Here is a 22389-nt window from a genome sequence, read left to right as displayed (position 1 = left end):
CTGGAGGTTAAATTTTGCCGATTAATTTCTGATATGCCAATGGTTATTATGTTTCATCCCATCAAAACAGCTTTTGTCGCTACTAGTAAGGATTGTGTAAAAGCAGAATATCCTTCTGGACAGACAGTTTTTATTATTGCTAAGTCAATCTGTTTACCCAAATTCCAGCGAATTTGTAGCGGGCGTTGATTGCTAGTATCTTCAGATAAATACGTTGATTGGGAAATTGCATTCTCCAAAATATCCTTTGTATTGTCTAAATCTTCTAAATTTTCTAGATAAAGCAATTCTACACCTAAAATAGTCGCCACAGTTTGCATATCAGCAAGTAACCACGTCTCGAAATTTCTAATTGCTAATCCTCCGGAAGAGCGATCGCTAATTGATTTTTCGTTAATATCTAAATGATTATCACGAATTTCATTTAAAGCTCGTTCTAAATCAATGTGTCTTTGCTCTAGTTTATCATCAGCATCAACCACAATGATGATCATGTCTACATCTTCTGGTTTCCACAAAATAACAATTTGTGCTAAATATTTGAGATCTAAAATTGAATGTCCAGTGCGTAAAGTCCGTTTTTGTTTTTCTTTAGTTGATGGATGTCTTTGGACAAAATCACAATCAGGAAATCCAGCATTTTCGAGTTCTCGTCTAATTAAAGTATGGAGTGCGCCCTCGCTTGTTCTTTCAATAACTTTACCCCCATCTTCTGGTTTAATATAAGGAATACTTGCACCCAATTCCGCTTCCCCTTCAGCAATTAGCCCAATCCGAATCCGACGGCTCATTCTGGATTTCCTCCGAACACATTTGTAAACCAAAGTTCACCTAATGCACCATCATAAGCTTCTAAAGCTTTTTGAAATCTGACAGAATCTATAGGTAATTTATGAACTTGAGTTTTACCTTCTTTATCTAATTCAACTGCACGGACTTGATGGGGTTCAACATAATTTAATAACACAGGGGAATGAGTTGTAATTAAAACCTGAACAGGTTTACCAGTTATTCCTTCAGTGGAAACAATTTTTAGCAACTCCATCATTTTATGCAGTAACCAAGGATGAACTCCGTTTTCTAGTTCTTCAAAACAAATAATACTGGGAGTATTTTCTTGATAAAGTGCAGTTAAAAAAGCCAAAATTCTTAATGTTCCATCTGATATATCAGATGCAGGAATATGATGTTCTGAATATCTATCAACTAATTGGATTGAAAAAGTTTGATTCTCACCGCGAGGTAATGCAATACTTTTTATATGAGGAACAAGCTGGGTTAAACGACTCTGTAATTCATCAAACCTGTCACGATTCGTTAGCAAAATATCGAGTAAAGTATTTGCAATTCCCTGTCCTGTTCTATCCATACTACCACTTGATGAGATTTTACTAGACAAATAAGTTGGCGCAAAATCGTAAACATTAACTTCTTTTATAGCTTTAAAAAGAGAAGAATTTGAATATTGATTAGAAACCAGAAATTCTCTTAGTGGATTAGCAGTTTTACATATAAAATCTATACTATTGTCAAAATTATATACTTGAATTTTTCGCTCAGGATAATTGAGATTAAATGATATATCTAAATTTTTTTGAGCTTTTTCAGAAGCAGTGGTTTTTGTTGTTGTCAAAGAACTGACAGCAAAGGAAAGATAATCTTGCTTTCCATGCCAGAATTTGGATTCGATACTTTGCTGATTTCTACTTAGACTCTTCAAAGAATCTGAAAATAGGGTTATTATTTGCTTGTTACTTTTAGTATCTATTAGCTTTTGCAGAAAAGCAGATAATACAGCTAGTGCTTCACAAATATTCGATTTTCCAGAACCATTAGGTCCAATGAATACAGTCAGTGGTTCTAAATCCACTTCTGTATCAAAAAGGCTTTTGTAGTGTTGAACTTTTAATTTAGATAACATCTGTTTGAAAGTAAATTAGCTCTTGCGTTGTTTTTATGGTGACTGAGGATTGATTATAACATTAGATATATTATAGGCAGTGTAAGAGTTTAGCAATGCCCACGAGTCTCAAATTAAGTTTTATTTGTGTAGATGCGGTTTCCAATTGCTGGAATAATCTGCTAATTTTAATCTATGCAGATGGGTTTTATTTGTGTAGATACAGTTTCCAACCGTCAGAATCATCTTTATTTAATCAGCAAGAAACATAATAATGGTACAATCACCCCTAAAACTAATCACAGTTAATGAATTTATTGCTCAGTATGGCGACAATGATCGCTATGAACTTATTGATGGGGAATTAATCGAGATGGAACCAACAGGACCTCATGAACAGGTATCATCTTTAATTGGGCGAAAACTGAATGTAGAAATTGATCATCATGACTTACCATACTTTATCCCCCATCGCTGCTTGATCAAACTATTGGGAACAAACACAGCCTTTCGTCCCGATGTGATTGTATTAGACCAAACCCAACTAATCAATGAACCATTATGGCAAAAAGAACCTGTAATTACATCAGGAAAATCAATTAAACTAATTGCTGAAGTCGTTAGCACAAACTGGCAAAATGATTATGCTCGCAAAGTTGAAGATTACGCCCTATTAGCTGTTCCTGAATATTGGATTGTAGATTATTTAGGCATTGGTGGTAGAGAATATATTGGCAAAATAAAACAGCCAACAATTACAATTTGTACATTAGTAGAAGACGAATATCAAAAGCGATTATTTCAAAACAATGATCAATTGGTTTCCTCAATCTTTCCCAACTTGCAATTAACAGCAAAACAAGTCTTTGCATCCGGGGGTGTTGTTGCTATGTAATTTCTCTTATAATAATACTTTTATGTAAACCTGCACAGAATAATAATCATCCATATTTATCTGCGTTTATCTGCGTTTATCTGCGTTTATCTGCGTTCAATTATTCTTAAAATATCATTATTAAAAAACAGGTGACAGAAAGCCAAAATCACAATCAGTCACCCATTTGCCGATATTACCTATTTCTGCTTTGCTCCAGCTTTAGCAGCTTTGGCGGCTTTTTTAGCGGCTTTTGCGGCTTCTGCTGCTGCTAACTCCGCTTGTTCTTTCTCTTCAGCTTTTTTATCGAGATAGTAGTGATAATCTCCTAAGTAAACCCGAAATTCACCATCACGAATTTCCACAATTTTGTTAGCTACTTGGGAAATAAAATAACGGTCATGGGAAACTACAAGGGCTGTACCATCATAATTTTGTAAAGCCTCTTCCATCATTTCCTTCGCTGGAATATCTAAGTGATTGGTAGGCTCATCCAAAATGATTAAATTCGCTGGACGTAATAGCATTTTTGCTAATGCTAACCTAGCTTTTTCACCTCCACTTAATGCCCAAACTTTCTTAAATACAGTATCACCAGTAAATAAGAATCTTCCTAACAATGTGCGAACTTCTTCATTTGTCCATTCGGGAACTTCATCATGAATAGTTTCCATGACAGTTTTGTTTAGATCTAAGGCCTCTGCTTGGTTTTGCTCAAAGTAACCAGGAATCACATTGTGATCCCCTAATTTAACAATCCCTTCTGTGGGTTTTTCCACACCCATAATCATTTTCAAAAGTGTGGATTTGCCCGCACCATTAGGACCTAGAAACGCTATTCTATCTCCTCTTTCTACTAACAGATTTGCCGATAAAAATAGAATTTTATCCCCATAAATATGGGTTAAGTCCTTAATTTCTACTACTTCTCTACCGCTACGAACAGCATCAGGAAAACGGAAATGTAGGGTTCTGACTCCCCCCACAGGTGCTTCGATGCGTTCAATTTTATCTATTTGCTTTTCTCTACTTTTCGCCTGGGTACTGCGGGTAGCACTAGCGCGGAATTTATCTACAAATGCTTGTTGTTTTTCTAATTCTTTTTGTTGACGTTCGTAAGCGTTCAACTGTGCCGATTGATTTTCTGCTTTTTGTTGAAGGTATGATGAGTAATTACCCAGGTAAGAACTAGAAACACCCCGTTCAGTTTCCACAATTTGGTTACAAAGACGATCCAGAAATTCCCGGTCATGGGAAACTATCACCATCGGGGTAATTAAACCTCTGAGGTAATTTTCTAACCATTCAATAGTTTCTAAATCTAAGTGGTTTGTCGGCTCATCCAATAGTAACAAATCGGGTTTTTGGAGGAGAATTTTACCTAAACTCATTCGCATTTGCCAACCGCCAGAAAAAGCACTTACTAGGCGATCGCCATCTTCCAATTGAAATCCCATTTCTGGTAATATTTTACCAATACGGGAGTCTAAGTTATATCCGTCCAAAGCTTCAAATTGCCGCTGCAACCTGTCTAATTTGTGAATTAATTCATCTAACTCCTCTGGATCAGCAGTTTCCATCTCACGAGGTATGTGAGACAAAGCCAACTGCACCTCGTTAGCTTCTTTAAATACAGTCCAAAACTCCTCTCTGACTGTACGAGTGGGGTCAACCTCAAACTCTTGGTTAAGATAAGCTATATGTAAACTAGCCGGACGAATAATTTCCCCAGCAGTCGGTTCAATCTCCCCAGAGATAATTTTCAGTTGGGTAGATTTTCCCGCACCATTAACACCAACTAAACCAATACGATCTCCTGGTTTGACTTCCCAGTTGATATCTTTAAGAACTTCGCCTGTAGGATAAATTTTACTGATATGTTCTAGTCGCAGCATGAAGTGTCTCTTGGGTAGGAAAAGGGGCAAAACTAACGCCGTATTCAATCTTAACAAAAATTAACGCAATATTTACAAGTTTTTCGACTATAAAAATAAATTTTCTCCTTGATAATCCCCGACTAATGCCAGTTTTCGTGATATTTGAACTATATTCTCTGGCTTGATCGCCGAAATTCTAGGTGATCCTCCCGGATATGTGGTACATTTACTGGGAAATCACTATCAAAGTCCATATTTTGACTTGATTCTGGTGACTACTCACGTAACTGACAGTATTTATGACATGATAAATATCCAAAATATTATTGATAGCCAGTGTGGCCTAGCCATAAATCTGATTATTGCTTATGGCTAATTCATTAATTACCCCCGGTTTCCTGATTTTTTGCGTAAATTTTATATGATTAACTTTTTGGATTAAATAATTTCTTGACCAACAGTTATAAATCCTAGATTCTCTTGGATTTGTTTTATTATTGCTGATTGTCAAATTATTTCTAGTTTAATCGCCAAATTGATAGTTAGTTATTTTTAGCATTAACCATTAAGATGGTAAAGTAACCATGACTAACATCTTAAACCAATAAAACTGGTCTCCAGATGTATCTAATCATATTGACAATATTCACAGTTATAAAAAATTATCTGCGTCAAATCTGGTAATCGTTAGTGGGGAAACTATGCACACAGTTGTTCTCGTTCTAGTTCAAGTGCTAATTGTTATTGGACTCTCAAGACTTGTAGGACTGGGATTTAAAGCAATTAAACAACCATTAGTAATTGGTGAAATATTCGCCGGCATTATGCTCGGTCCATCATTATTTGGTTTAATTGCTCCTGATCTAGCACATCATCTCTTTCCATTAGAAACAATGCCTTATTTGAACGTTTTATCGCAAATAGGGCTAATATTTTTCATGTTTTTGATTGGGTTAGAATTAAATCCCAAATATCTGAGTGGTAACTTAAAAACTGCGATTCTCATTTCCAATCTCAGTATTATTGTTCCTTTCGCTTCTGCATTTGTATTATCTTTCGTACTGTATCCCTTAGTTTCCACCAGTCATGTCAATTTTGCTCCTTTTGCTTTATTTTTAGGGGCAGCAATGTCAATTACTGCCTTTCCTGTTTTGGCGCGAATTATCACTGAAAATAATTTACAAGGAACTCGGTTAGGGACATTAGCTTTAACTTGCGCCGCAGTGGATGATGTTACAGCTTGGTGTATTTTGGCGGTAGCGATCGCCGTTGCTCGTCATGGTAGCATTGATCAACAAGCCGTTCTCACTATTATTGAAAGTATTGTTTATATTGGTTTCATGTTCACAGTTGGACGTTGGTTTCTCAAACGTTTGAGTAAACATCATCGTCGGGCTGGGCGCTTGAGTCAATTCCTCCTGGCTGTAATTTACATGGGAGTTGTTTCCTCCGCTTTAATTACGGAATTTATCGGTATTCATCTAATTTTTGGCGCATTCCTATTAGGCGCAGTCATGCCCAAAGATGAGGAATTAGTCAGAGAATTAGCCATCAAAACTGAAGATTTTGTCCTCATCTTTCTGTTACCAATATTCTTCGCCTACAGTGGTTTAAAAACACAAATTGGTTTACTCAACAGTCCCAAGTTATGGCTATTGTCTGCCTTGATTTTATTAGTAGCAATTGGCGGTAAATATATTGGTGCTTATGTAGCAGCTAGGTTCAGCGGCATTGACAAACGAGAATCTTCCGCCCTGGGTTGGTTAATGAATACTCGTGGTTTAACCGAGTTAATCGTCTTGAATATCGGGTTAGAATTAAAAGTAATTACACCCTTGCTTTTCACCATGTTAGTAATTATGGCCTTGGTGACAACATTCATGACTTCGCCATTACTAGAATGGACATATCCCAAAAGCCTAATTAGATTAGATATTGTTGAACCAGAAGCAGAAATTCCACCAGAAACCCCACCAGAAATTAGTGAACCCTACTCATTACAATATCGGATTTTAGTTCCAGTAGCTAATCCCGACACCCAAAAAGGTTTGTTACAATTAGCAGCAGCGATCGCCATCAACAACCGACAACCCGCCGTAGTTTATCCCCTCAGTTTCATTGAACTCGAAGAAGACTATAGCTTTGAGAGTAGCCCCAACGAAGCCGATAGACTCATAGCCGAACGTCGTCAAAAACTAGAAGAATTAATCGCTACCCTAGAACCACCAGAAACACGCTCCTATATCCATCCCATAGTTCGGATTTCGAGTAATGTCGCCAGAGAAACAGCACAAATAGCCGCCAAAATTGTCATGTCAGATTTAGTTCTCGTTGGCTGGCATCGTCCCGCTTTTAGTAACAATCGTTTAGGAGGAAGAGTTGGACAAATTCTTAGCACTACACCAGTAGACGTAGCCGTATTTGTAGATAAAGGTGGAGACGCTAGTGAAAGTTTATTAGTTCCCTACTCGGCTAACATTCATGACGATTTAGCCCTGATCATCGCTTTGAGAATGCTCATTAACCGTGATACTTGCATTTTACAAGTTTTACAGGTATTTAAAGGCCATCACACCCCAGAGGAACTAAGCTATGAACTTAATGCCATGATAGGGCAATTACCTAAGAGTGTCCGTGATCGGATTCAAATCAACACCGTCACCACCCCAGACCCAATGCGAAGCGTAATTGCTGCCTCAGAAAATGTTGATTTAACTATTGTTGGTACTAGTCGTCTCTGGGGAATTGAACGTCAAACACTAGGAAGATACACAGATCAACTCGCCATTCAATGTCGTTCTTCTTTACTCATTACCCGTCGTTACAGTCAAATTACCTCACACCTGACCTCCCTCTTACCAGCAATTAATACCCAAGAGACAATTCCCAATTCCTAACTTTTGATAGTCGGTACACTGTGCTAAACATCCCAACCCCAAACAACCAAGTCATGAAAATTAGCAATAATCAAATTCTGCCAGCGATGAGGGTGAGCTTATTTGCCCTAATTATCCTCAGCCCTAGTATCAGTTTTGCCCAAGCGATCGCACAACCGGATAATTGGCAATTTAACCCCAAAACACAGCAATTAAAAATTAACCTCTCAGCTACCGTAAAACCTCAATATCCCGCATCAGTCCCCAATTCACCCATCCCTTCAACAATGTTTCCTAAGCCTACAGTCAACAAAAATAATTCCCCAAACAACCCTACAGAAATTCCCATTATCGAATTTGGTCAACCCCTACCCATACAAAAATTTTAGACAGGCTACGCCACCCAGACTATCAGCGCCTACGCAACAGGCATAATATCCTACATATAATCAGGACTTACGCAAAATATCTTTCAAAACCTCTTTCCTTCGTGATCTTCGCTCCTTCGTGGTTCATTATTCCGTAACCTGCGGGTAAGTCCTGTTGTGTCAGAACTTTAGACCTCTCTTCGAGACCCTATGGGAACAAAATCAGAGCTAAAGCCCCCAGTAAAAACAGAAAAATATTATTTATTTCTTGTGACACTCGCGTCAGTCCTATATCTTTAAAATCTTTCCGTATCTTGAGGAGTTCCCACAGCCCCAGGTTGAGATAAAAAGAAATTTTGAGCCGATTCATTTTGATATATACATCTAATATCCGGCTTTTCGCTGTCTAAGTCCCCTGTAAAGCCAAAGGTATTCAAACGATTTTTACATTCCCTGACCTGATCTGAAGTCACAAGTTTTTTATTTTCCAAAATTGCCCAGTTATTTTGACGAATTACACATCCAGGACGGATATTAGGCTGGGCAACATAAACATTAAAAGGATTAAGAGTGACAAATAATCTAGCATCCATCACCATTGCACTAGCTCCATACTGGACGCAAATCTCAGGATTTGGCGCTTTGGTGTCAATGAACTCCCGGGAAGCCACATTTGATGAACTCAATGTAGTTGTAGAACTAAATGCAATCCCAATTCCAATTCCCAAAATCAGCACCCCCCCAAAAATGGCAATGCTGGCGAAGTTAAAAATCGGAGATTGAAAAATAGAGGCTTTAGGGGTATTAGTTGGTCTATTGTTAGAAGATTTACGTCTCATTTTCGCTTTATTACCTTCACGCCAAACTTAGAAGGATTTGGTTGATTTTCCCTGATTCACTATATTGTTTTGATGTCACTCTTCCCTGCCAGTAGTCAGTCAAACGACAACTGACCACTGACCATTGACTACCTAACTAGCTAACAGAGTCTTTTCCAGAGGTTTCCAGCGGAAAGTGCGATCTCCACCTCTCTCAATTACTACTTTAACCCTTGGTTCTAATTTGGGTAAATCCATTAAATACTCAACTTCCTGATCAGACAAAATATGTCCCTCAATTATCCACAATACTAACCCCTTAGACTTAGGAGGTAATTGTGCTAAATGAGAATCGAGTATTGGTGGCAAATAATATACATCACCCACTGCAGCACCACTGCCAGTGCTTTTTTTACCCAAATGCGGCGGTCTCACACCATGAACCTGAGTCAGATACGCAGCCACGTCACCTAACCCTCTAGCAGTAATATGCAGGCCAACATAGCCAGCAGCCCGCAAACGGCGCAAATAGCGACCTTCATAGCCTCCTTCCAGGGGAACATAAACACCCAACGCACCAAACTTCTCCAAATTGCGGATGAAACCGTTACCAGTAGTAATTAAGGCCATAGATTTTTTTCCTATCCCATCTCAGATATCTCTATTATTCACTCTCTACTAGTAGATTAAGTTAAATGAAACTGCATATTTTCAGCAACCTGGAGAATTTCAAACTAAAATCTAGGCCAAATCACCCCCCTATCGCCATCCCGTAATATATCTAAAAAAATACTAGACAAAAAATGGTTAATGGTTTACAATGTTAGATTGTGACCGAATAGTAAATTAGATAGCCATCTTATTTTAGAGTTATCAGCCAGTCCCACTATCTGATATTCTAGTTAGTTCCCTCAGAAGAACAAATTAGCTGATTCAGACCAGAGACTGCTAAACTAAAAAAGCTTCAGGTCAAACCAAGAGCCAAAATCTTATGTAAGCTCCCACAGCAAATCACTCCCGTAAATCCTAAAAAAATTAGGCCACACCTCAAACAATAGTTTAAACTATTAAGAGAAGTAGTTCCTGAACAATAATGTTGGTTTTATGGCATTATGTTAATGGTCAGGAAACGGATACTGAGGGTCAATGACCACTTAAGTCCCACTACAACGGTAGAGTGCCAGAGCAACTGCTTGGACGAAAGCATTGCTGCACAAAGCGCAAAGCAATCAAACCTCGCATTAGGTAGAAGTAACACCTTCTCAATAGGGTAGGAAACTATTCCTGTGATGGTGATTAGATTAGGTAAGTGAAAATAAACAAATTCACTAAAACAGAAAGGGCAAGAATTGTTGCGCTGCCAAGAATTAGCACTGCTTAACACCAGTCCAAATTTCTGAAGGTATAGTTTACCCTCAAGCAACCGTGACAAAACTTCCAATTCGATTTCCATTAGTCAAATTAGGAAGGAGAACCAGTAACTGTGTCTGTAGGTATTCTCGGCACCAAGCTGGGCATGACCCAAATCTTTGATGAAGAAGGAGTATCTATTCCTGTCACCGTCATCCAAGCAGGTCCATGCACCGTTACACAAGTTAAAACAAAACAGACCGACGGTTATGCAGCCATTCAAGTTGGTTATGGTGAAGTTAAACCCAAGGCACTGAACAGACCATTGTTGGGACATTTAGCTAAGTCATCTGCCCCGGCTGTCCGTCATTTGAATGAATATCGCACCGATAGCGCTGGTGATTATGCTTTAGGTCAAGAAATTAAAGCAGACATTTTTAGCGCTGGTGAAATTGTAGATGTAGTTGGCACAAGTATCGGTCGCGGTTTTGCCGGCAACCAGAAGCGTAACAACTTCGGTCGCGGACCTATGTCCCACGGTTCTAAAAACCACAGAGCGCCAGGTTCTATTGGTGCAGGTACAACTCCGGGCCGTGTTTATCCTGGTAAAAGGATGGCAGGACGTTTAGGCGGTACTCGTGTCACAATTCGCAAACTAACAGTAGTAAGAGTAGATACAGAACGTAACTTAATCATCATTAAGGGAGCTATTCCTGGTAAACCAGGGGCTTTAGTGAACGTTCTCCCAGCAAAGAAAGTTGGTAAAAAATAGTCATTGGTCATTAGTCATTGGTCATTGGCAAAAAAAGACAACTGACAACTGACAACTGACAACTGACAACTGACAACTGACAAAGGACACAAAGATGGTAGAGAGTGTAATTAAAAATTGGCAAGGAGAGCAAGTTGGCGAAACCAGCTTTGACTTACGAGTTGCCAAAGAAACAACAGCGGCGCATATCGTACACCGCGCCCTAGTCAGACAAATGACCAATTCTCGCCAGGGAACTGCCAGCACTAAAACTCGTGCCGAAGTTCGTGGTGGTGGTCGTAAACCTTGGCGGCAAAAAGGCACAGGTCGCGCCCGTGCAGGTTCTATCCGTTCACCATTATGGCGTGGTGGTGGTGTGATCTTTGGACCTAAGCCCAGAGATTTTAACCTACAAATGAACCGCAAAGAACGCCGTTTGGCATTGCGAACAGCCTTTATTAGTCGCGCTGAAGACTTAATAATTGTTGAAGAATTTAGCAACGAGTTACAACGTCCCAAAACAAAGGAACTCGTGGCCGCATTAGCTAGATGGGGCGCTGCACCAGAACAAAAAACACTGTTGATTTTGTCGGAAATTGCAGAAAACGTGCTTTTATCAGCCCGGAACATTGAAAACTTAAAACTGATTCCTGCTAACCAGTTAAACGTTTACGACTTACTCCATGCTGACAAAATTGTCGTCACATCATCAACCATAGACAAGATTCAGGAGGTCTACAGTGCCTAAGCTAGTTGCCACCCGTGACCTACCCGATTTAGTGCGTCGCCCCATTCTCACCGAAAAAGCGACCATGCTCATGGAGCAAAACAAATATACATTTGAAGTAACTCCTAAAGCCACTAAACCACAAATCAGAGCCGCCATTGAAGACCTATTTGCAGTTAAGGTCGTCAAAGTCAATACTGCTATTCCTCCACGCAAGCAAAAACGTGTAGGTAGATTTATTGGTTATAAGCCCCAATATAAGCGAGCTATTGTCACCGTTGCTCCTGGGGACGAAGAAAAAATTAGAAAAGTTCTCTTCCCAGAAGTCTAGAAATTTTAGATTAGAGATTTGAGATCAGAAACAATCTAAAATCTAAAATCTAAAATCCAAAATTGATTAATCCAAAATTCAAAATTCAACTATGGGTACTCGTTCTTATCGCCCTTATACCCCCAGTACTCGCCAAGTTACAATCTCCGACTTTGCTGAAATTACCAAAACTGAGCCAGAAAAATCATTAACTGAATCAGTTCATCGTCCCAAAGGTCGGAACAATCAAGGGCGGATAACCAGCCGTCGTCGGGGTGGCGGACACAAACAACTTTACCGCATTATTGACTTTAAGCGAGATAAGCGGAATATACCTGCGACAGTTACAGCCATTGAATACGATCCTAACCGGAATGCGCGGATCGCTTTGTTATTGTACGAAGACGGCGAAAAACGTTACATTTTGCAACCCAATGGCATGACCGTAGGCACAAAAGTGATTGCAGGACCTGATTCTCCCATTGAAGATGGTAATGCTTTGCCACTGTCAAATATACCCCTGGGTAGTAATGTTCACAACGTGGAAATGACTCCAGGTAAAGGCGGTCAAATTGTCCGTGCTGCTGGTGCAACAGCCCAAGTTGTCGCTAAAGAAGGCAACTATGTAACTTTGAAATTACCTTCAGGTGAAGTCCGCTTAATTCGCCGTGACTGCTACGCCACCATTGGCCAAGTCGGTAATACAGACGCGAGAAACCTGAGTGCTGGTAAAGCTGGACGGAATCGCTGGAAAGGCCGTCGTCCCAAGGTTAGAGGTAGCGTCATGAACCCTGTGGATCACCCCCATGGTGGTGGTGAGGGCAGAGCGCCTATCGGTAGATCCGGTCCTGTAACACCTTGGGGTAAACCTACATTAGGTGCTAAGACCCGTAAGCGCAAAAAAGCCAGCACTAAGCTAATTATCCGTCGTCGCCGCAAATCCTCTAAACGTGGACGTGGTGGCCGTCAGTCCTAGAATTTTAGATTTTAAATTTTGGATTTTAGATTGGGTCTATTTTTAAGCTTTCAAAGTTTTTGAAGCCTAATATGGGACAGCTTAGTTATCCAAAATCCAAAATTCAGAAATTGAAAATCCAAAATCCAAAATCCAAAATTGCACTATGGGTCGTTCTTTAAAAAAAGGTCCTTTTATTGCTGATCATCTCCTCAAAAAAATTGAGAAGTTGAATGCAAAAAATGAAAAACAAGTGGTTAAAACCTGGTCGAGAGCTTCGACAATTTTACCCTTGATGGTAGGTCATACTATCGCCGTTCACAATGGACGGCAGCACGTTCCTGTATTTGTCAATGAACAAATGGTAGGTCATAAATTGGGAGAATTTGCTCCTACTCGTACCTACAGAGGTCATGGCAAAAGTGACAAAAAATCAGGGAGATAATCGCAATCTACAATTAACTTATGGCAACTGATACTACTGAAGTAAAAGCGATCGCCCGTTATATACGCATTTCTCCCTATAAAGTGCGCCGTGTACTTGATCAAATTCGCGGGCGTTCCTACCGAGAAGCACTAATCATTCTCGAATTTATGCCCTATGGCGCTTGTGAACCAATATTAAAAGTTCTCAGAAGTGCCGCAGCTAATGCCGAGCATAATGCTGGACTAGACCGGGGTAACTTGGTAATTAGTCAAGCCTACGCTGATCAAGGTCCAGTGCTAAAACGGTTTCAACCCAGAGCGCAAGGTCGAGCTTACCAAATTCGTAAGCCAACTTGTCATATAACTGTTGCGGTTTCCGCCAGCACTACTGCTGACTAAACAGCTATATAGGCACAAGAAAATTGCGTACAGTCAGAAATTTTAGAGGAAGCATTTGTGGGACAGAAAATTCATCCAGTCGGCTTTCGACTGGGTATAACACAAGAACACCAATCCCGTTGGTTTGCAGAACCTGACCGTTATCCAGAACTTCTACAAGAAGACTACAAACTCCGTCAATACATTGAACAAAAACTAGGTAGATACGCGCAAAATAACGCCGGTATTTCCGAAGTGAGAATCGAGCGCAAAGCCGACCAAATTGACCTAGAAGTGCGGACAGCCAGACCAGGTGTGGTTGTAGGTCGTGGTGGTCAAGGTATTGAATCATTACGGTTGGGACTGCAAGGGGCATTGGGTGGTAATCGCCAAATTCGCATTAACGTAGTCGAAATCCAACGAGTTGATGCTGATGCCTATCTAATTGCTGAATACATTGCTCAACAATTAGAACGTCGCGTTTCCTTCCGTCGAGTTGTCCGTCAAGCAATTCAACGGGCGCAAAGAGCAGGAGTACAAGGAATTAAAATCCAAGTCGGCGGTCGGCTCAACGGTGCAGAAATTGCCCGGTCAGAGTGGACCCGTGAAGGCAGAGTTCCTCTCCATACCTTGCGTGCTGATATTGACTACTCTGGCTGCACAGCTAAGACAATTTACGGGATTCTCGGTATTAAAGTTTGGGTATTTAAAGGAGAAATTATTCCTGGTCAAGAACAGGCTCCCGTCCAACCAGCTAGAGACCGTGACCGTGACCGTGACCGTGGAGACCGTGAACGCGAACCCCGTCGCCGGCAACAACAACGTCGCCGTCAACAGTTTGAAGACCGCTCTAATGAAGCCTAGTAATGGTCAAGAAGTAAGAGGCAAGAGGCAAGAGAAAAATCAATATCTCCCTATTACCTATTACCTAACAACTGACAACCGACAACTGACAAATCATGTTAAGTCCTAGAAGAACTAAATTCCGCAAACAACAACGCGGACGTATGGAAGGTCTGGCCAGCCGTGGCAGTACCCTCAACTTTGGGGACTTTGGACTCCAAGCCCAAGAACCATCTTGGATTACCTCACGGCAAATCGAGGCCTCACGTCGAGCAATGACTCGTTATATTCGCCGGGGTGGTAAAATCTGGATTCGGATTTTCCCAGACAAACCAATCACCATGCGTCCTGCTGAAACCCGGATGGGTTCTGGTAAAGGTAATCCAGAATTTTGGGTAGCCGTAGTCAAACCAGGCCGGATTATGTTTGAAATCGCTGGCGTTGCTGAAGAAATTGCCCGCGAAGCTATGCGCTTGGCTGACGCTAAGTTACCAATTAAGACCAAATTCATTGTACGCTCTCAACCACAGGAGCAGGAGTAGGTTATGCCTCTTCCCAAAATTGCGGAAGCTAGAGAACTAAATGACGAAGGACTGGCAGAGGAAATTGTTGCTGTTAAAAAACAACTATTTCAGTTGCGCTTGCAAAAGGCCACCAGACAACTAGAAAAGCCTCACCAGTTCAAACACGCACGCCACCGACTCTCCCAATTGCTGACAGTAGAAGGAGAACGGAAACGAGCAGCAAGTCTTTCAGACCAAGAGCAAAAGTAGAAGATTATGGCAGTCAAAGAACGAGTTGGCTTGGTAGTGAGCGATAAAATGCAAAAAACTGTGGTAGTAGCCATAGAAAACCGCGCTCCTCACCCCAAGTACGGCAAAATCGTAGTTAAAACCCGCCGCTATAAAGTTCACGACGAAGAAAATACGTGCAAAATAGGCGACCGGGTGCGGATTCAAGAAACTAGACCCCTGAGCAAAACTAAGCGTTGGCAAGTTACGGAAATCCTGAACACCAAAGCTAAAGCGTAAACAGTTGTGTTATAAAATACAACAACCCCAAAAGAGAGAGCAGTTGTGATTCAACCCCAATCTTATCTGAATGTCGCAGATAATAGCGGTGCTAAAAAACTAATGTGCATCCGCGTATTAGGTGCAGGTAACCGCCGTTATGGTGGCGTAGGTGATAGAATTATCGCCGTTGTTAAAGAGTCTTCACCCAACATGGCAGTCAAAAAGTCTGATGTTGTAGAAGCAGTAATTGTACGTACACGCAAGGCTATTAATCGGGACAGTGGCATGACCATCCGTTTCGATGATAACGCGGCAGTGATTATCAACAAAGAAGGTAATCCTAGAGGAACACGGGTATTTGGTCCGGTAGCTAGAGAACTGCGCGATAAAAACTTCACTAAAATTGTTTCTCTCGCTCCGGAGGTGCTGTAATGGCAAAGCAGCCACAACCCAAAGTTTTTTATAAAATGCACGTCAAAACAGGTGACACTGTGCAAGTCATCGCCGGCAAAGACAAAGGTAAAGTTGGTGAAGTGATTAAAGCACTACCACAACTGAGCAAAGTTCTGGTCAAAGGTGTCAACATGAAAACTAAGCACGTGAAACCCCAGCAAGAAGGGGAATCAGGGCAAATAGTCACGACTGAGTACCCCATTCATAGCTCTAATGTGATGCTCTATTCTACCAAACAAAACGTTGCCAGTCGCGTCTGCTACACTTTCACTGCCGAGGGTAAGAAAGTGAGAATGCTGAAAAAAACAGGTGAGATTCTTGATAAATAGTTATTAGTTATTAGTCATTCGTCATTAGTAAACAACAACTGACAACTGACAACTGACAACTGACAAAGAACTTTCCCTGACCAAGCCCAGGGAATATAAGGACAAACACTATGGCAACCACAAGACTCAAAACCGTATATCAAGAGACAATTACTCCCAAGTTGATTAGTCAGTTTCAATACACCAACGTGCATCAAGTGCCAAAGGTGACTAAGATAACTGTAAATAGAGGTTTAGGAGAAGCTGCTCAAAACGCTAAATCACTAGAGGCATCCCTCAGCGAAATTGCCCTGATTACTGGACAAAAACCCGTAGTAACACGGGCAAAGAAAGCGATCGCAGGCTTTAAAATTCGTCAGGGTATGCCCGTGGGGATTATGGTGACACTCAGAGGCGAACGGATGTACGCCTTCTTAGATCGTCTGATTAACCTCACACTGCCTAGAATCAGAGACTTTCGCGGTGTCAGCCCCAAAAGCTTTGACGGTCGTGGTAACTACACTCTAGGTGTGCGCGAACAGCTAATTTTTCCAGAAGTGGAATACGACAAAATTGACCAAGTCCGAGGTTTAGATATTTCTATCATCACCACGGCAAAAACCGACGAAGAGGGCCGCGCCTTATTAAAGGAAATGGGAATGCCCTTTCGTGATCAATAAGTTCATCTAAAGAGGGAACGATGGCGGCTAACGACACAATTGCAGATATGCTAACGCGCATCCGCAATGCCAATATGGCGAAACATCAAACTACGCAAGTACCAGCTACAAAGATGACTCGGAGTATTGCCAAGGTATTGCGCGAAGAAGGCTTTATTGCGGAAGTTGAAGAAGCAGGAGAAGGGGTAAAGCGTAACCTAGTTATTTCCCTGAAATACAAAGGTAAAAATCGCCAACCTTTAATTACTGCCCTCAAGCGAGTCAGTAAACCCGGGTTACGAGTTTACTCCAACAAAAAAGAATTACCAAGAGTGCTAGGCGGTATCGGTATTGCCATTATTTCTACATCCAGTGGGATTATGACTGACCGCGAAGCACGCCGTCAAAATCTAGGCGGTGAAGTGCTTTGCCACGTTTGGTAATCGTCATTGGTCATTGGTCATTGGTCAGTGGCAAAACAACGAACAACTGACAAGTGACAACTAACAACTGACAATAGACAAAGAACAAAAAATCATGTCTCGTATTGGTAAACGTCCAATTACCGTCCCCGCCAAAGTTCAAGTGGCGATTGATGGTGTCAAAGTAGTGGTAAAGGGTCCTAAAGGTGAACTTTCCCGACAACTACCTAACAATGTCATCGTCTCCCAAGAAGGAGAAACATTGCTAGTTACCCGTCGTGATGAAACCCGGACTTCTAGACAAATGCACGGTTTGAGCCGCACCCTAGTGGCCAACATGGTAGAGGGAGTATCCCAAGGTTTTCAACGTCGCTTAGAAATCCAAGGGGTCGGTTATCGCGCTCAAATTCAAGGGCGTAACCTAGTTTTAAACATGGGTTATAGCCATCAAGTGCAAATTGAACCACCAGAGGGAATTCAATTTGCTGTAGAAGGTACTACTAATGTCATAGTCAGTGGCTATGACAAGGAAATTGTCGGCAACACAGCCGCGAAAATTCGCGCCGTTCGTCCACCTGAACCTTACAAAGGTAAAGGTATTCGCTATGCCGGTGAAGTGGTCAGACGTAAAGCTGGTAAGACTGGTAAGGGTGGTAAGAAGTAAATATGAAACTTACTCGTAGAGAATCAAAACAGCGTCGTCATCGGCGCGTTCGTGGTAAGGTTAACGGTTCGGACGAACGTCCCCGTCTGGCTATATTCCGATCTAATGAGCATATTTACGCTCAAGTGATTGATGATACCAAACAGGAAACTATAGTAGCGGCATCAACCGTAGAACCAGAATTAAAATCCAATATCGCTTCTGGCGCTAACTGTGAAGCATCAGTGCAAGTTGGTAAATTGGTAGCAGTACGCGCCTTAGAAAAGGGCATCACTAAGGTCGTTTTTGACCGGGGTGGCAACCTCTATCATGGTCGCATTAAAGCCCTAGCCGAGGCAGCACGGGAGGCTGGTTTAGATTTCTAAGTCCGTCAGTAGTCAGTAGCAACTGACAACTGACAACTGACAACTGACAACTAAAAGAGAACATTGATTATGGTAACCGGTCGTCGTAAAGCAAGTCGTGCGAAAAAAGAAGAAACCAACTGGCAAGAGCGAGTTATCCAAATCCGCCGGGTGAGTAAAGTCGTCAAAGGTGGTAAAAAACTTAGCTTCCGCGCCATTGTCGTCGTCGGTAATGAACGTGGACAAGTTGGAGTCGGAGTTGGCAAGGCCTCAGATGTAATTGGTGCAGTTAAAAAGGGTGTCGCTGATGGTAAAAAACATCTAATTGACATCCCGATTACTAAATCCAATTCTATTCCTCACCCCATTGATGGTATTGGTGGTGGAGCTAAGGTCATGATGCGTCCAGCTGCACCAGGTACAGGCGTAATTGCCGGGGGTGCTGTACGGACTGTATTGGAGTTAGCAGGAATACGTAACATTCTGGCTAAACAATTGGGTTCAAACAATCCTTTGAACAACGCTAGAGCTGCAGTTAACGCTCTATCTACCCTGCGGACATTAAGTGAAGTTGCTGAAGATCGTGGTGTCGCCATTGAGAAACTCTATATTTAGTCGCCCTTTGTATCAGATTCTCAATCTCAAATCTAAAATCTAAAATCCCCAATCACAATGAGACTGAACGATGTTAAGCCCCAAAAAGGCTCGAAAAAACGCCGTAAGCGCGTAGGTAGAGGTATTTCTGCTGGACAAGGCGCTAGTGCTGGTCTAGGGATGCGTGGTCAAAAATCCCGTTCTGGTAGTGGCACAAGACCAGGTTTTGAAGGTGGTCAACAGCCATTGTACCGCCGGATACCTAAACTCAAGGGATTCCCCCTCATTAACCGGAAAATTTACACGATCATTAATGTAGAGAAGTTAAATGATTTACCTGCTAACTCAGAAGTAACTCTGGAATCTTTAAAGGAGGCTGGTATTTTAACCGCTGCTAAGGGGCCATTGAAAATTTTGGGAAATGGGGAATTAAATGTTCCTCTCCGGGTCAAGGCCGCTGCTTTCACGGGTCAAGCTCGTATCAAAATTGAGGCTGCTGGTGGGAGTTGTGATAGCGTAGCGCGGCCTACAGCCACAGCTGCATAAAAGATGAAGGATGCGGGATGAAGGATAAAAGATCAAGCACTGGAAACTTCACACCTCATACTTCACACCTCATACTTAAAAGGTAAAACTCTATGATCAGTCGAGACAAAGCCCCAACGGCTCAAGAAACTTTTATGCAAATGGCGCAAGCAGCCGGACTGAGAGGTAGGCTGCTTGTTACCGTAGGTATTTTAATCTTAGTTCGTCTGGGCATCTTTTTACCTGTACCAGGAATTGATAGACCTAAGTTTGCTGAAGCTATATCGGGCAATAATTCCATCTTTGGCTTGTTGGATATATTCTCTGGACGAGGACTCTCTACTTTGGGGATCTTTGCTTTGGGGATTTTGCCCTTTATTAATGCTTCCATTATCATCCAATTGCTCACCGCCGCTCTGCCCTCTTTAGAAAATTTACAGAAAAATGAAGGGGAAGCAGGTCGGCGGAAAATATCACAAATTACCCGCTATGTGACTGTAGTTTGGGCAATTATTCAAAGCGTGGCTTTTTCGGCATTATTCCTCCAACAATTTGCCCTCAACCCAGGTCCGATATTTGTGGCAGAAACGGCAATTGCTCTCACTGCTGGTTCAATGTTCGTGATGTGGGCATCAGAACTAATTACGGAACGGGGTATTGGTAATGGTGCATCTTTGCTGATTTTTGTTAACATTGTTGCTTCTTTACCCAAGGCTCTCGGTGATACCATTGACTTGGTACAGGTGGGTGGACGGGAAATTGTCGGGCGTGTCATTGTTCTTGTGCTAGTTTTTATGCTCACTATTGTGGGTATCGTGTTCGTACAAGAGGGTATGCGCCGCATCCCTATTATTTCTGCCCGTCGTCAAGTGGGTAGAAAGGTTTTAGCAGAACAGCGGAGTTATTTACCCCTACGTCTTAATTCTGGCGGGGTAATGCCGATTATTTTCGCAGCGGCCATCCTGAGTTTGCCGCTTTTAGTCGCCAATTTTACTAAAAATCCCGAATTAGCAACCATTGTTAATACCTACCTGAGTCCTGGTGGTTCTGCACCTTGGGTATATGCCCTCGTTTACTTAATTTCCATTGTTTTCTTTAGTTACTTCTACTCTTCGTTGATTCTCAACCCTGTAGATGTGGCTCAGAATTTGAAAAAAATGGGTTCTAGTATTCCCGGTATTCGTCCCGGTAAGGCTACTAGTGAGTATATTGAACGGGTGACAAATCGCCTCACTTTTTTAGGTGCTATCTTTTTAGGTTTGGTGGCAATTATTCCTACCGCAGTGGAAAGTGCTTTGAAAGTACCAACTTTTAAGGGGCTAGGTGCAACATCTTTGTTAATCTTGGTCGGTGTGGCAATTGATACTGCGAAACAAATCCAAACTTATGTTATATCTCAGCGATATGAAGGAATGGTGAAACAATAGTGACGCGATTAATCTTCTTGGGACCACCGGGAGCAGGTAAAGGAACTCAAGCTAAAATCTTGGCTGAATTTTTACAGATTCCCCATATTTCTACAGGTGACATTTTACGCCAGGCTATTCAGGAGAAAACAGATTTGGGTATCCAAGCCCAAGCTTATATGGATAAAGGCGAATTAGTCCCCGATAAATTAGTAGAGGATATGGTTGAGGAACGTCTGAAAAAATCAGATGCTAAATCAGGTTGGATTTTAGACGGCTTTCCCCGTAAAGTTACACAGGCAGAGTTTTTGGCAAAATTACTCGAAAATTTAGGACAGGGTGGTGAAAAGGTAGTCAATCTGGATGCGCCAGATGAAATTGTTGTTGGTCGCTTACTCGGACGCGGACGCAAAGATGATACTCAAGAGGTGATTCGTCGCCGCCTAGAGGTTTATCGTGATGATACTGCACCCTTGATTAATTATTACAGCCAGCGCGAAAAACTCCTCACAGTCAACGGTAATCAGTCCCAAGAAGAAGTTTTTACTGCTTTGCAAAATATCATAGCTGCTTAAAAGAAATAGGGACAGTATTCTATGTAGGTAGAAGGAAAAAACTGATTTCATGATGGCCTATTACCTGTACCCTGCTTTCTCGGACAGGCGCAAGTCAATTTTAGCTAAGATATATTCATAAACTGTTGATATATTTCTCCAATTGTGTTCTTTATGCATGACAAGTGTACAAGAATAATAGGAGATTGTTGAGTTGAGGAAAAAACTTGTCTAAGCAAGATCTAATTGAAATGGAAGGGACTGTCACCGAATCTTTGCCTAATGCAATGTTTCGTGTTGACTTAGATAACGGCTTTAATGTCCTAGCACACATCTCTGGGAAAATTCGCCGTAATTACATTAAGATATTACCTGGCGATCGCGTCAAAGTTGAATTAACGCCCTACGACTTAACCAAAGGTAGAATCACCTATCGTCTGCGGAAGAAATAAATCTATGTGGAGAATTCTACCATAAATCAATTGGTCTTTTTCTAGTTACATAACTGAAATATTTCTTCTATAAATGCTATAATCTACTATTTGGAGTCAATTTTAAAAGGCATGAAAGTCAGAGCCTCGGTTAAGAAGATTTGTGAGAAATGTAGCGTGATCAAGCGTCGTGGTCGCGTTATGGTGATTTGTGAAAATCCCAAACACAAACAACGTCAGGGATAGATCCAAATCTATCAAAGTTGAAAACGCGACTAAAGGCTTGAGGCCAGATCACGTTTTACTAACTGCTATTACGAAAACAATAGGGAGAAATTCATTGTGGCACGCATTGCCGGAGTAGACCTTCCCCGCGATAAGCGCGTTGAAATCGGTCTAACATACATTTACGGAATTGGTTTAACTAGATCACATCAAATTCTCGCGGCTACTGGTGTAAATCCAGATACCCGCGTCAAAGACCTAAGTGATGCTGATGTCACAGCCCTCAGAGGCGAAATCGAAAGCAACTATCAAGTTGAAGGGGATTTACGTCGTTTAGA

At 41.5% G+C, this 22389-nt stretch carries 31 protein-coding genes and 1 pseudogene; 26 read left to right on the top strand and 6 right to left on the bottom strand.

The window, feature by feature from the left end:
• Nucleotides 1-53 precede the first annotated feature (53 nt).
• Together ACIR310F_RS0119470 and ACIR310F_RS0119465 are read right to left on the bottom strand one after the other, a co-directional pair.
• Complete coding sequence (locus tag ACIR310F_RS0119470) at nt 54-791, bottom strand: hypothetical protein (protein ID WP_028085269.1); 738 nt, start codon at nt 789-791, stop codon at nt 54-56.
• Nucleotides 788-1921, bottom strand: coding sequence for an AAA family ATPase (locus ACIR310F_RS0119465; protein WP_028085268.1), 1134 nt, complete (start codon nt 1919-1921; stop codon nt 788-790). The genes ACIR310F_RS0119470 and ACIR310F_RS0119465 overlap by 4 nt, the downstream gene beginning before the upstream one ends.
• A gap of 253 nt (nt 1922-2174) precedes the next feature.
• Here ACIR310F_RS0119465 and ACIR310F_RS0119460 point away from each other — a divergent pair, with 253 nt between their 5' ends.
• A complete protein-coding gene (locus tag ACIR310F_RS0119460; RefSeq protein WP_028085267.1) occupies nt 2175-2795 on the top strand; it encodes a Uma2 family endonuclease in 621 nt (206 codons plus the stop codon).
• Between the two features lie 179 nt (nt 2796-2974).
• On the opposite strand, the gene ACIR310F_RS0119455 is transcribed toward ACIR310F_RS0119460, so the two are convergent.
• A complete protein-coding gene (locus ACIR310F_RS0119455; protein ID WP_028085266.1) occupies nt 2975-4669 on the bottom strand; it encodes an ABC-F family ATP-binding cassette domain-containing protein in 1695 nt (564 codons plus the stop codon).
• Between the two features lie 683 nt (nt 4670-5352).
• On the opposite strand from ACIR310F_RS0119455, the gene ACIR310F_RS0119450 reads away from it, so the two are divergent.
• Complete coding sequence (locus ACIR310F_RS0119450) at nt 5353-7548, top strand: cation:proton antiporter (RefSeq protein ID WP_028085265.1); 2196 nt, start codon at nt 5353-5355, stop codon at nt 7546-7548.
• Nucleotides 7549-7601: 53 nt separating this feature from the next.
• Nucleotides 7602-7916, top strand: coding sequence for a hypothetical protein (locus ACIR310F_RS0119445; RefSeq protein ID WP_028085264.1), 315 nt, complete (start codon nt 7602-7604; stop codon nt 7914-7916).
• Between the two features lie 275 nt (nt 7917-8191).
• Here ACIR310F_RS0119445 and ACIR310F_RS0119440 read toward each other — a convergent pair whose 3' ends face one another.
• The 3 genes from ACIR310F_RS0119440 to ACIR310F_RS26405 all read right to left on the bottom strand — a co-directional run bounded on the left by ACIR310F_RS0119440 (nt 8192) and on the right by ACIR310F_RS26405 (nt 10166).
• Entirely contained in the window at nt 8192-8734 is a 543-nt protein-coding gene (locus tag ACIR310F_RS0119440; protein ID WP_028085263.1) for a DUF3172 domain-containing protein, read from the bottom strand.
• Between the two features lie 132 nt (nt 8735-8866).
• Complete coding sequence (gene ndhN, locus ACIR310F_RS0119435) at nt 8867-9343, bottom strand: NAD(P)H-quinone oxidoreductase subunit N (RefSeq protein WP_028085262.1); 477 nt, start codon at nt 9341-9343, stop codon at nt 8867-8869.
• A 472-nt stretch (nt 9344-9815) separates the two neighbouring features.
• Nucleotides 9816-10166, bottom strand: a complete 351-nt coding sequence (locus ACIR310F_RS26405; protein ID WP_196803253.1) for a hypothetical protein — start codon at nt 10164-10166, stop codon at nt 9816-9818.
• 30 nt (nt 10167-10196) lie between these two features.
• On the opposite strand from ACIR310F_RS26405, the gene rplC reads away from it, so the two are divergent.
• From rplC to rpsM, 23 genes and pseudogenes are all read left to right on the top strand, one after another.
• Entirely contained in the window at nt 10197-10835 is a 639-nt protein-coding gene (gene rplC / locus ACIR310F_RS0119430) for a 50S ribosomal protein L3 (RefSeq protein WP_028085261.1), read from the top strand.
• 94 nt (nt 10836-10929) lie between these two features.
• The gene (gene rplD, locus ACIR310F_RS0119425; RefSeq protein ID WP_028085260.1) at nt 10930-11562 is read left to right on the top strand and encodes a 50S ribosomal protein L4; all 633 of its coding nucleotides are present in this window, start codon (nt 10930-10932) and stop codon (nt 11560-11562) included.
• Entirely contained in the window at nt 11555-11872 is a 318-nt protein-coding gene (locus tag ACIR310F_RS0119420) for a 50S ribosomal protein L23 (RefSeq protein WP_028085259.1), read from the top strand. Before rplD ends, ACIR310F_RS0119420 begins: the two co-directional genes overlap by 8 nt.
• A 91-nt stretch (nt 11873-11963) precedes the next feature.
• Nucleotides 11964-12827: a 50S ribosomal protein L2 gene (gene rplB, locus ACIR310F_RS0119415; RefSeq protein ID WP_028085258.1), complete on the top strand. Its 864-nt coding sequence runs from the start codon at nt 11964-11966 to the stop codon at nt 12825-12827.
• A 145-nt stretch (nt 12828-12972) separates the two neighbouring features.
• On the top strand, nt 12973-13251 hold the full coding sequence (gene rpsS / locus ACIR310F_RS0119410; protein WP_028085257.1) for a 30S ribosomal protein S19: 279 nt from the start codon (nt 12973-12975) through the stop codon (nt 13249-13251).
• 20 nt (nt 13252-13271) lie between these two features.
• Entirely contained in the window at nt 13272-13631 is a 360-nt protein-coding gene (gene rplV / locus ACIR310F_RS0119405) for a 50S ribosomal protein L22 (protein WP_028085256.1), read from the top strand.
• Nucleotides 13632-13688: 57 nt separating this feature from the next.
• Nucleotides 13689-14474: a 30S ribosomal protein S3 gene (gene rpsC / locus ACIR310F_RS0119400; RefSeq protein WP_028085255.1), complete on the top strand. Its 786-nt coding sequence runs from the start codon at nt 13689-13691 to the stop codon at nt 14472-14474.
• Nucleotides 14475-14569: 95 nt separating this feature from the next.
• The gene (gene rplP / locus ACIR310F_RS0119395; protein WP_028085254.1) at nt 14570-14995 is read left to right on the top strand and encodes a 50S ribosomal protein L16; all 426 of its coding nucleotides are present in this window, start codon (nt 14570-14572) and stop codon (nt 14993-14995) included.
• Nucleotides 14996-14998: 3 nt separating this feature from the next.
• Nucleotides 14999-15226 carry a 50S ribosomal protein L29 gene (gene rpmC, locus ACIR310F_RS25000; protein ID WP_028085253.1) on the top strand — a complete coding sequence of 76 codons (228 nt, stop codon included), beginning with the start codon at nt 14999-15001 and terminating at the stop codon, nt 15224-15226.
• Between the two features lie 6 nt (nt 15227-15232).
• A complete protein-coding gene (gene rpsQ, locus ACIR310F_RS24995) occupies nt 15233-15484 on the top strand; it encodes a 30S ribosomal protein S17 (protein ID WP_028085252.1) in 252 nt (83 codons plus the stop codon).
• A gap of 45 nt (nt 15485-15529) precedes the next feature.
• Nucleotides 15530-15898, top strand: coding sequence for a 50S ribosomal protein L14 (gene rplN / locus ACIR310F_RS0119380; RefSeq protein WP_028085251.1), 369 nt, complete (start codon nt 15530-15532; stop codon nt 15896-15898).
• On the top strand, nt 15898-16248 hold the full coding sequence (gene rplX / locus ACIR310F_RS0119375; RefSeq protein WP_028085250.1) for a 50S ribosomal protein L24: 351 nt from the start codon (nt 15898-15900) through the stop codon (nt 16246-16248). Before rplN ends, rplX begins: the two co-directional genes overlap by 1 nt.
• Nucleotides 16249-16358: 110 nt before the next feature.
• Complete coding sequence (gene rplE / locus ACIR310F_RS0119370; protein ID WP_028085249.1) at nt 16359-16907, top strand: 50S ribosomal protein L5; 549 nt, start codon at nt 16359-16361, stop codon at nt 16905-16907.
• Nucleotides 16908-16927: 20 nt separating this feature from the next.
• Nucleotides 16928-17329, top strand: a complete 402-nt coding sequence (gene rpsH, locus ACIR310F_RS0119365) for a 30S ribosomal protein S8 (protein ID WP_028085248.1) — start codon at nt 16928-16930, stop codon at nt 17327-17329.
• A gap of 94 nt (nt 17330-17423) precedes the next feature.
• Nucleotides 17424-17972, top strand: a complete 549-nt coding sequence (rplF, locus tag ACIR310F_RS0119360; protein WP_028085247.1) for a 50S ribosomal protein L6 — start codon at nt 17424-17426, stop codon at nt 17970-17972.
• A gap of 2 nt (nt 17973-17974) precedes the next feature.
• Nucleotides 17975-18337: a 50S ribosomal protein L18 gene (gene rplR, locus ACIR310F_RS0119355; RefSeq protein WP_028085246.1), complete on the top strand. Its 363-nt coding sequence runs from the start codon at nt 17975-17977 to the stop codon at nt 18335-18337.
• Between the two features lie 69 nt (nt 18338-18406).
• The gene (rpsE, locus tag ACIR310F_RS0119350) at nt 18407-18931 is read left to right on the top strand and encodes a 30S ribosomal protein S5 (RefSeq protein ID WP_028085245.1); all 525 of its coding nucleotides are present in this window, start codon (nt 18407-18409) and stop codon (nt 18929-18931) included.
• 57 nt (nt 18932-18988) lie between these two features.
• Nucleotides 18989-19456, top strand: a complete 468-nt coding sequence (gene rplO, locus ACIR310F_RS0119345) for a 50S ribosomal protein L15 (RefSeq protein ID WP_028085244.1) — start codon at nt 18989-18991, stop codon at nt 19454-19456.
• Between the two features lie 92 nt (nt 19457-19548).
• Nucleotides 19549-20862 carry a preprotein translocase subunit SecY gene (gene secY / locus ACIR310F_RS0119340; RefSeq protein ID WP_028085243.1) on the top strand — a complete coding sequence of 438 codons (1314 nt, stop codon included), beginning with the start codon at nt 19549-19551 and terminating at the stop codon, nt 20860-20862.
• Complete coding sequence (locus ACIR310F_RS0119335) at nt 20862-21416, top strand: adenylate kinase (protein WP_028085242.1); 555 nt, start codon at nt 20862-20864, stop codon at nt 21414-21416. The genes secY and ACIR310F_RS0119335 overlap by 1 nt, the downstream gene beginning before the upstream one ends.
• Nucleotides 21417-21622: 206 nt before the next feature.
• On the top strand, nt 21623-21847 hold the full coding sequence (infA, locus tag ACIR310F_RS23245; protein ID WP_006276978.1) for a translation initiation factor IF-1: 225 nt from the start codon (nt 21623-21625) through the stop codon (nt 21845-21847).
• A gap of 111 nt (nt 21848-21958) precedes the next feature.
• Nucleotides 21959-22072: a 50S ribosomal protein L36 gene (gene rpmJ / locus ACIR310F_RS24625; RefSeq protein WP_015079193.1), complete on the top strand. Its 114-nt coding sequence runs from the start codon at nt 21959-21961 to the stop codon at nt 22070-22072.
• A 96-nt stretch (nt 22073-22168) separates the two neighbouring features.
• Nucleotides 22169-22389 (top strand): annotated as a pseudogene (gene rpsM, locus ACIR310F_RS27135) (30S ribosomal protein S13); the annotation flags it as partial.

The sequence above is a fragment of the Dolichospermum circinale AWQC310F genome (assembly GCF_000426925.1).
Taxonomy (GTDB): Bacteria; Cyanobacteriota; Cyanobacteriia; order Cyanobacteriales; family Nostocaceae; genus Dolichospermum; species Dolichospermum circinale.
This window is presented reverse-complemented; position numbering and strand designations above follow the sequence as displayed.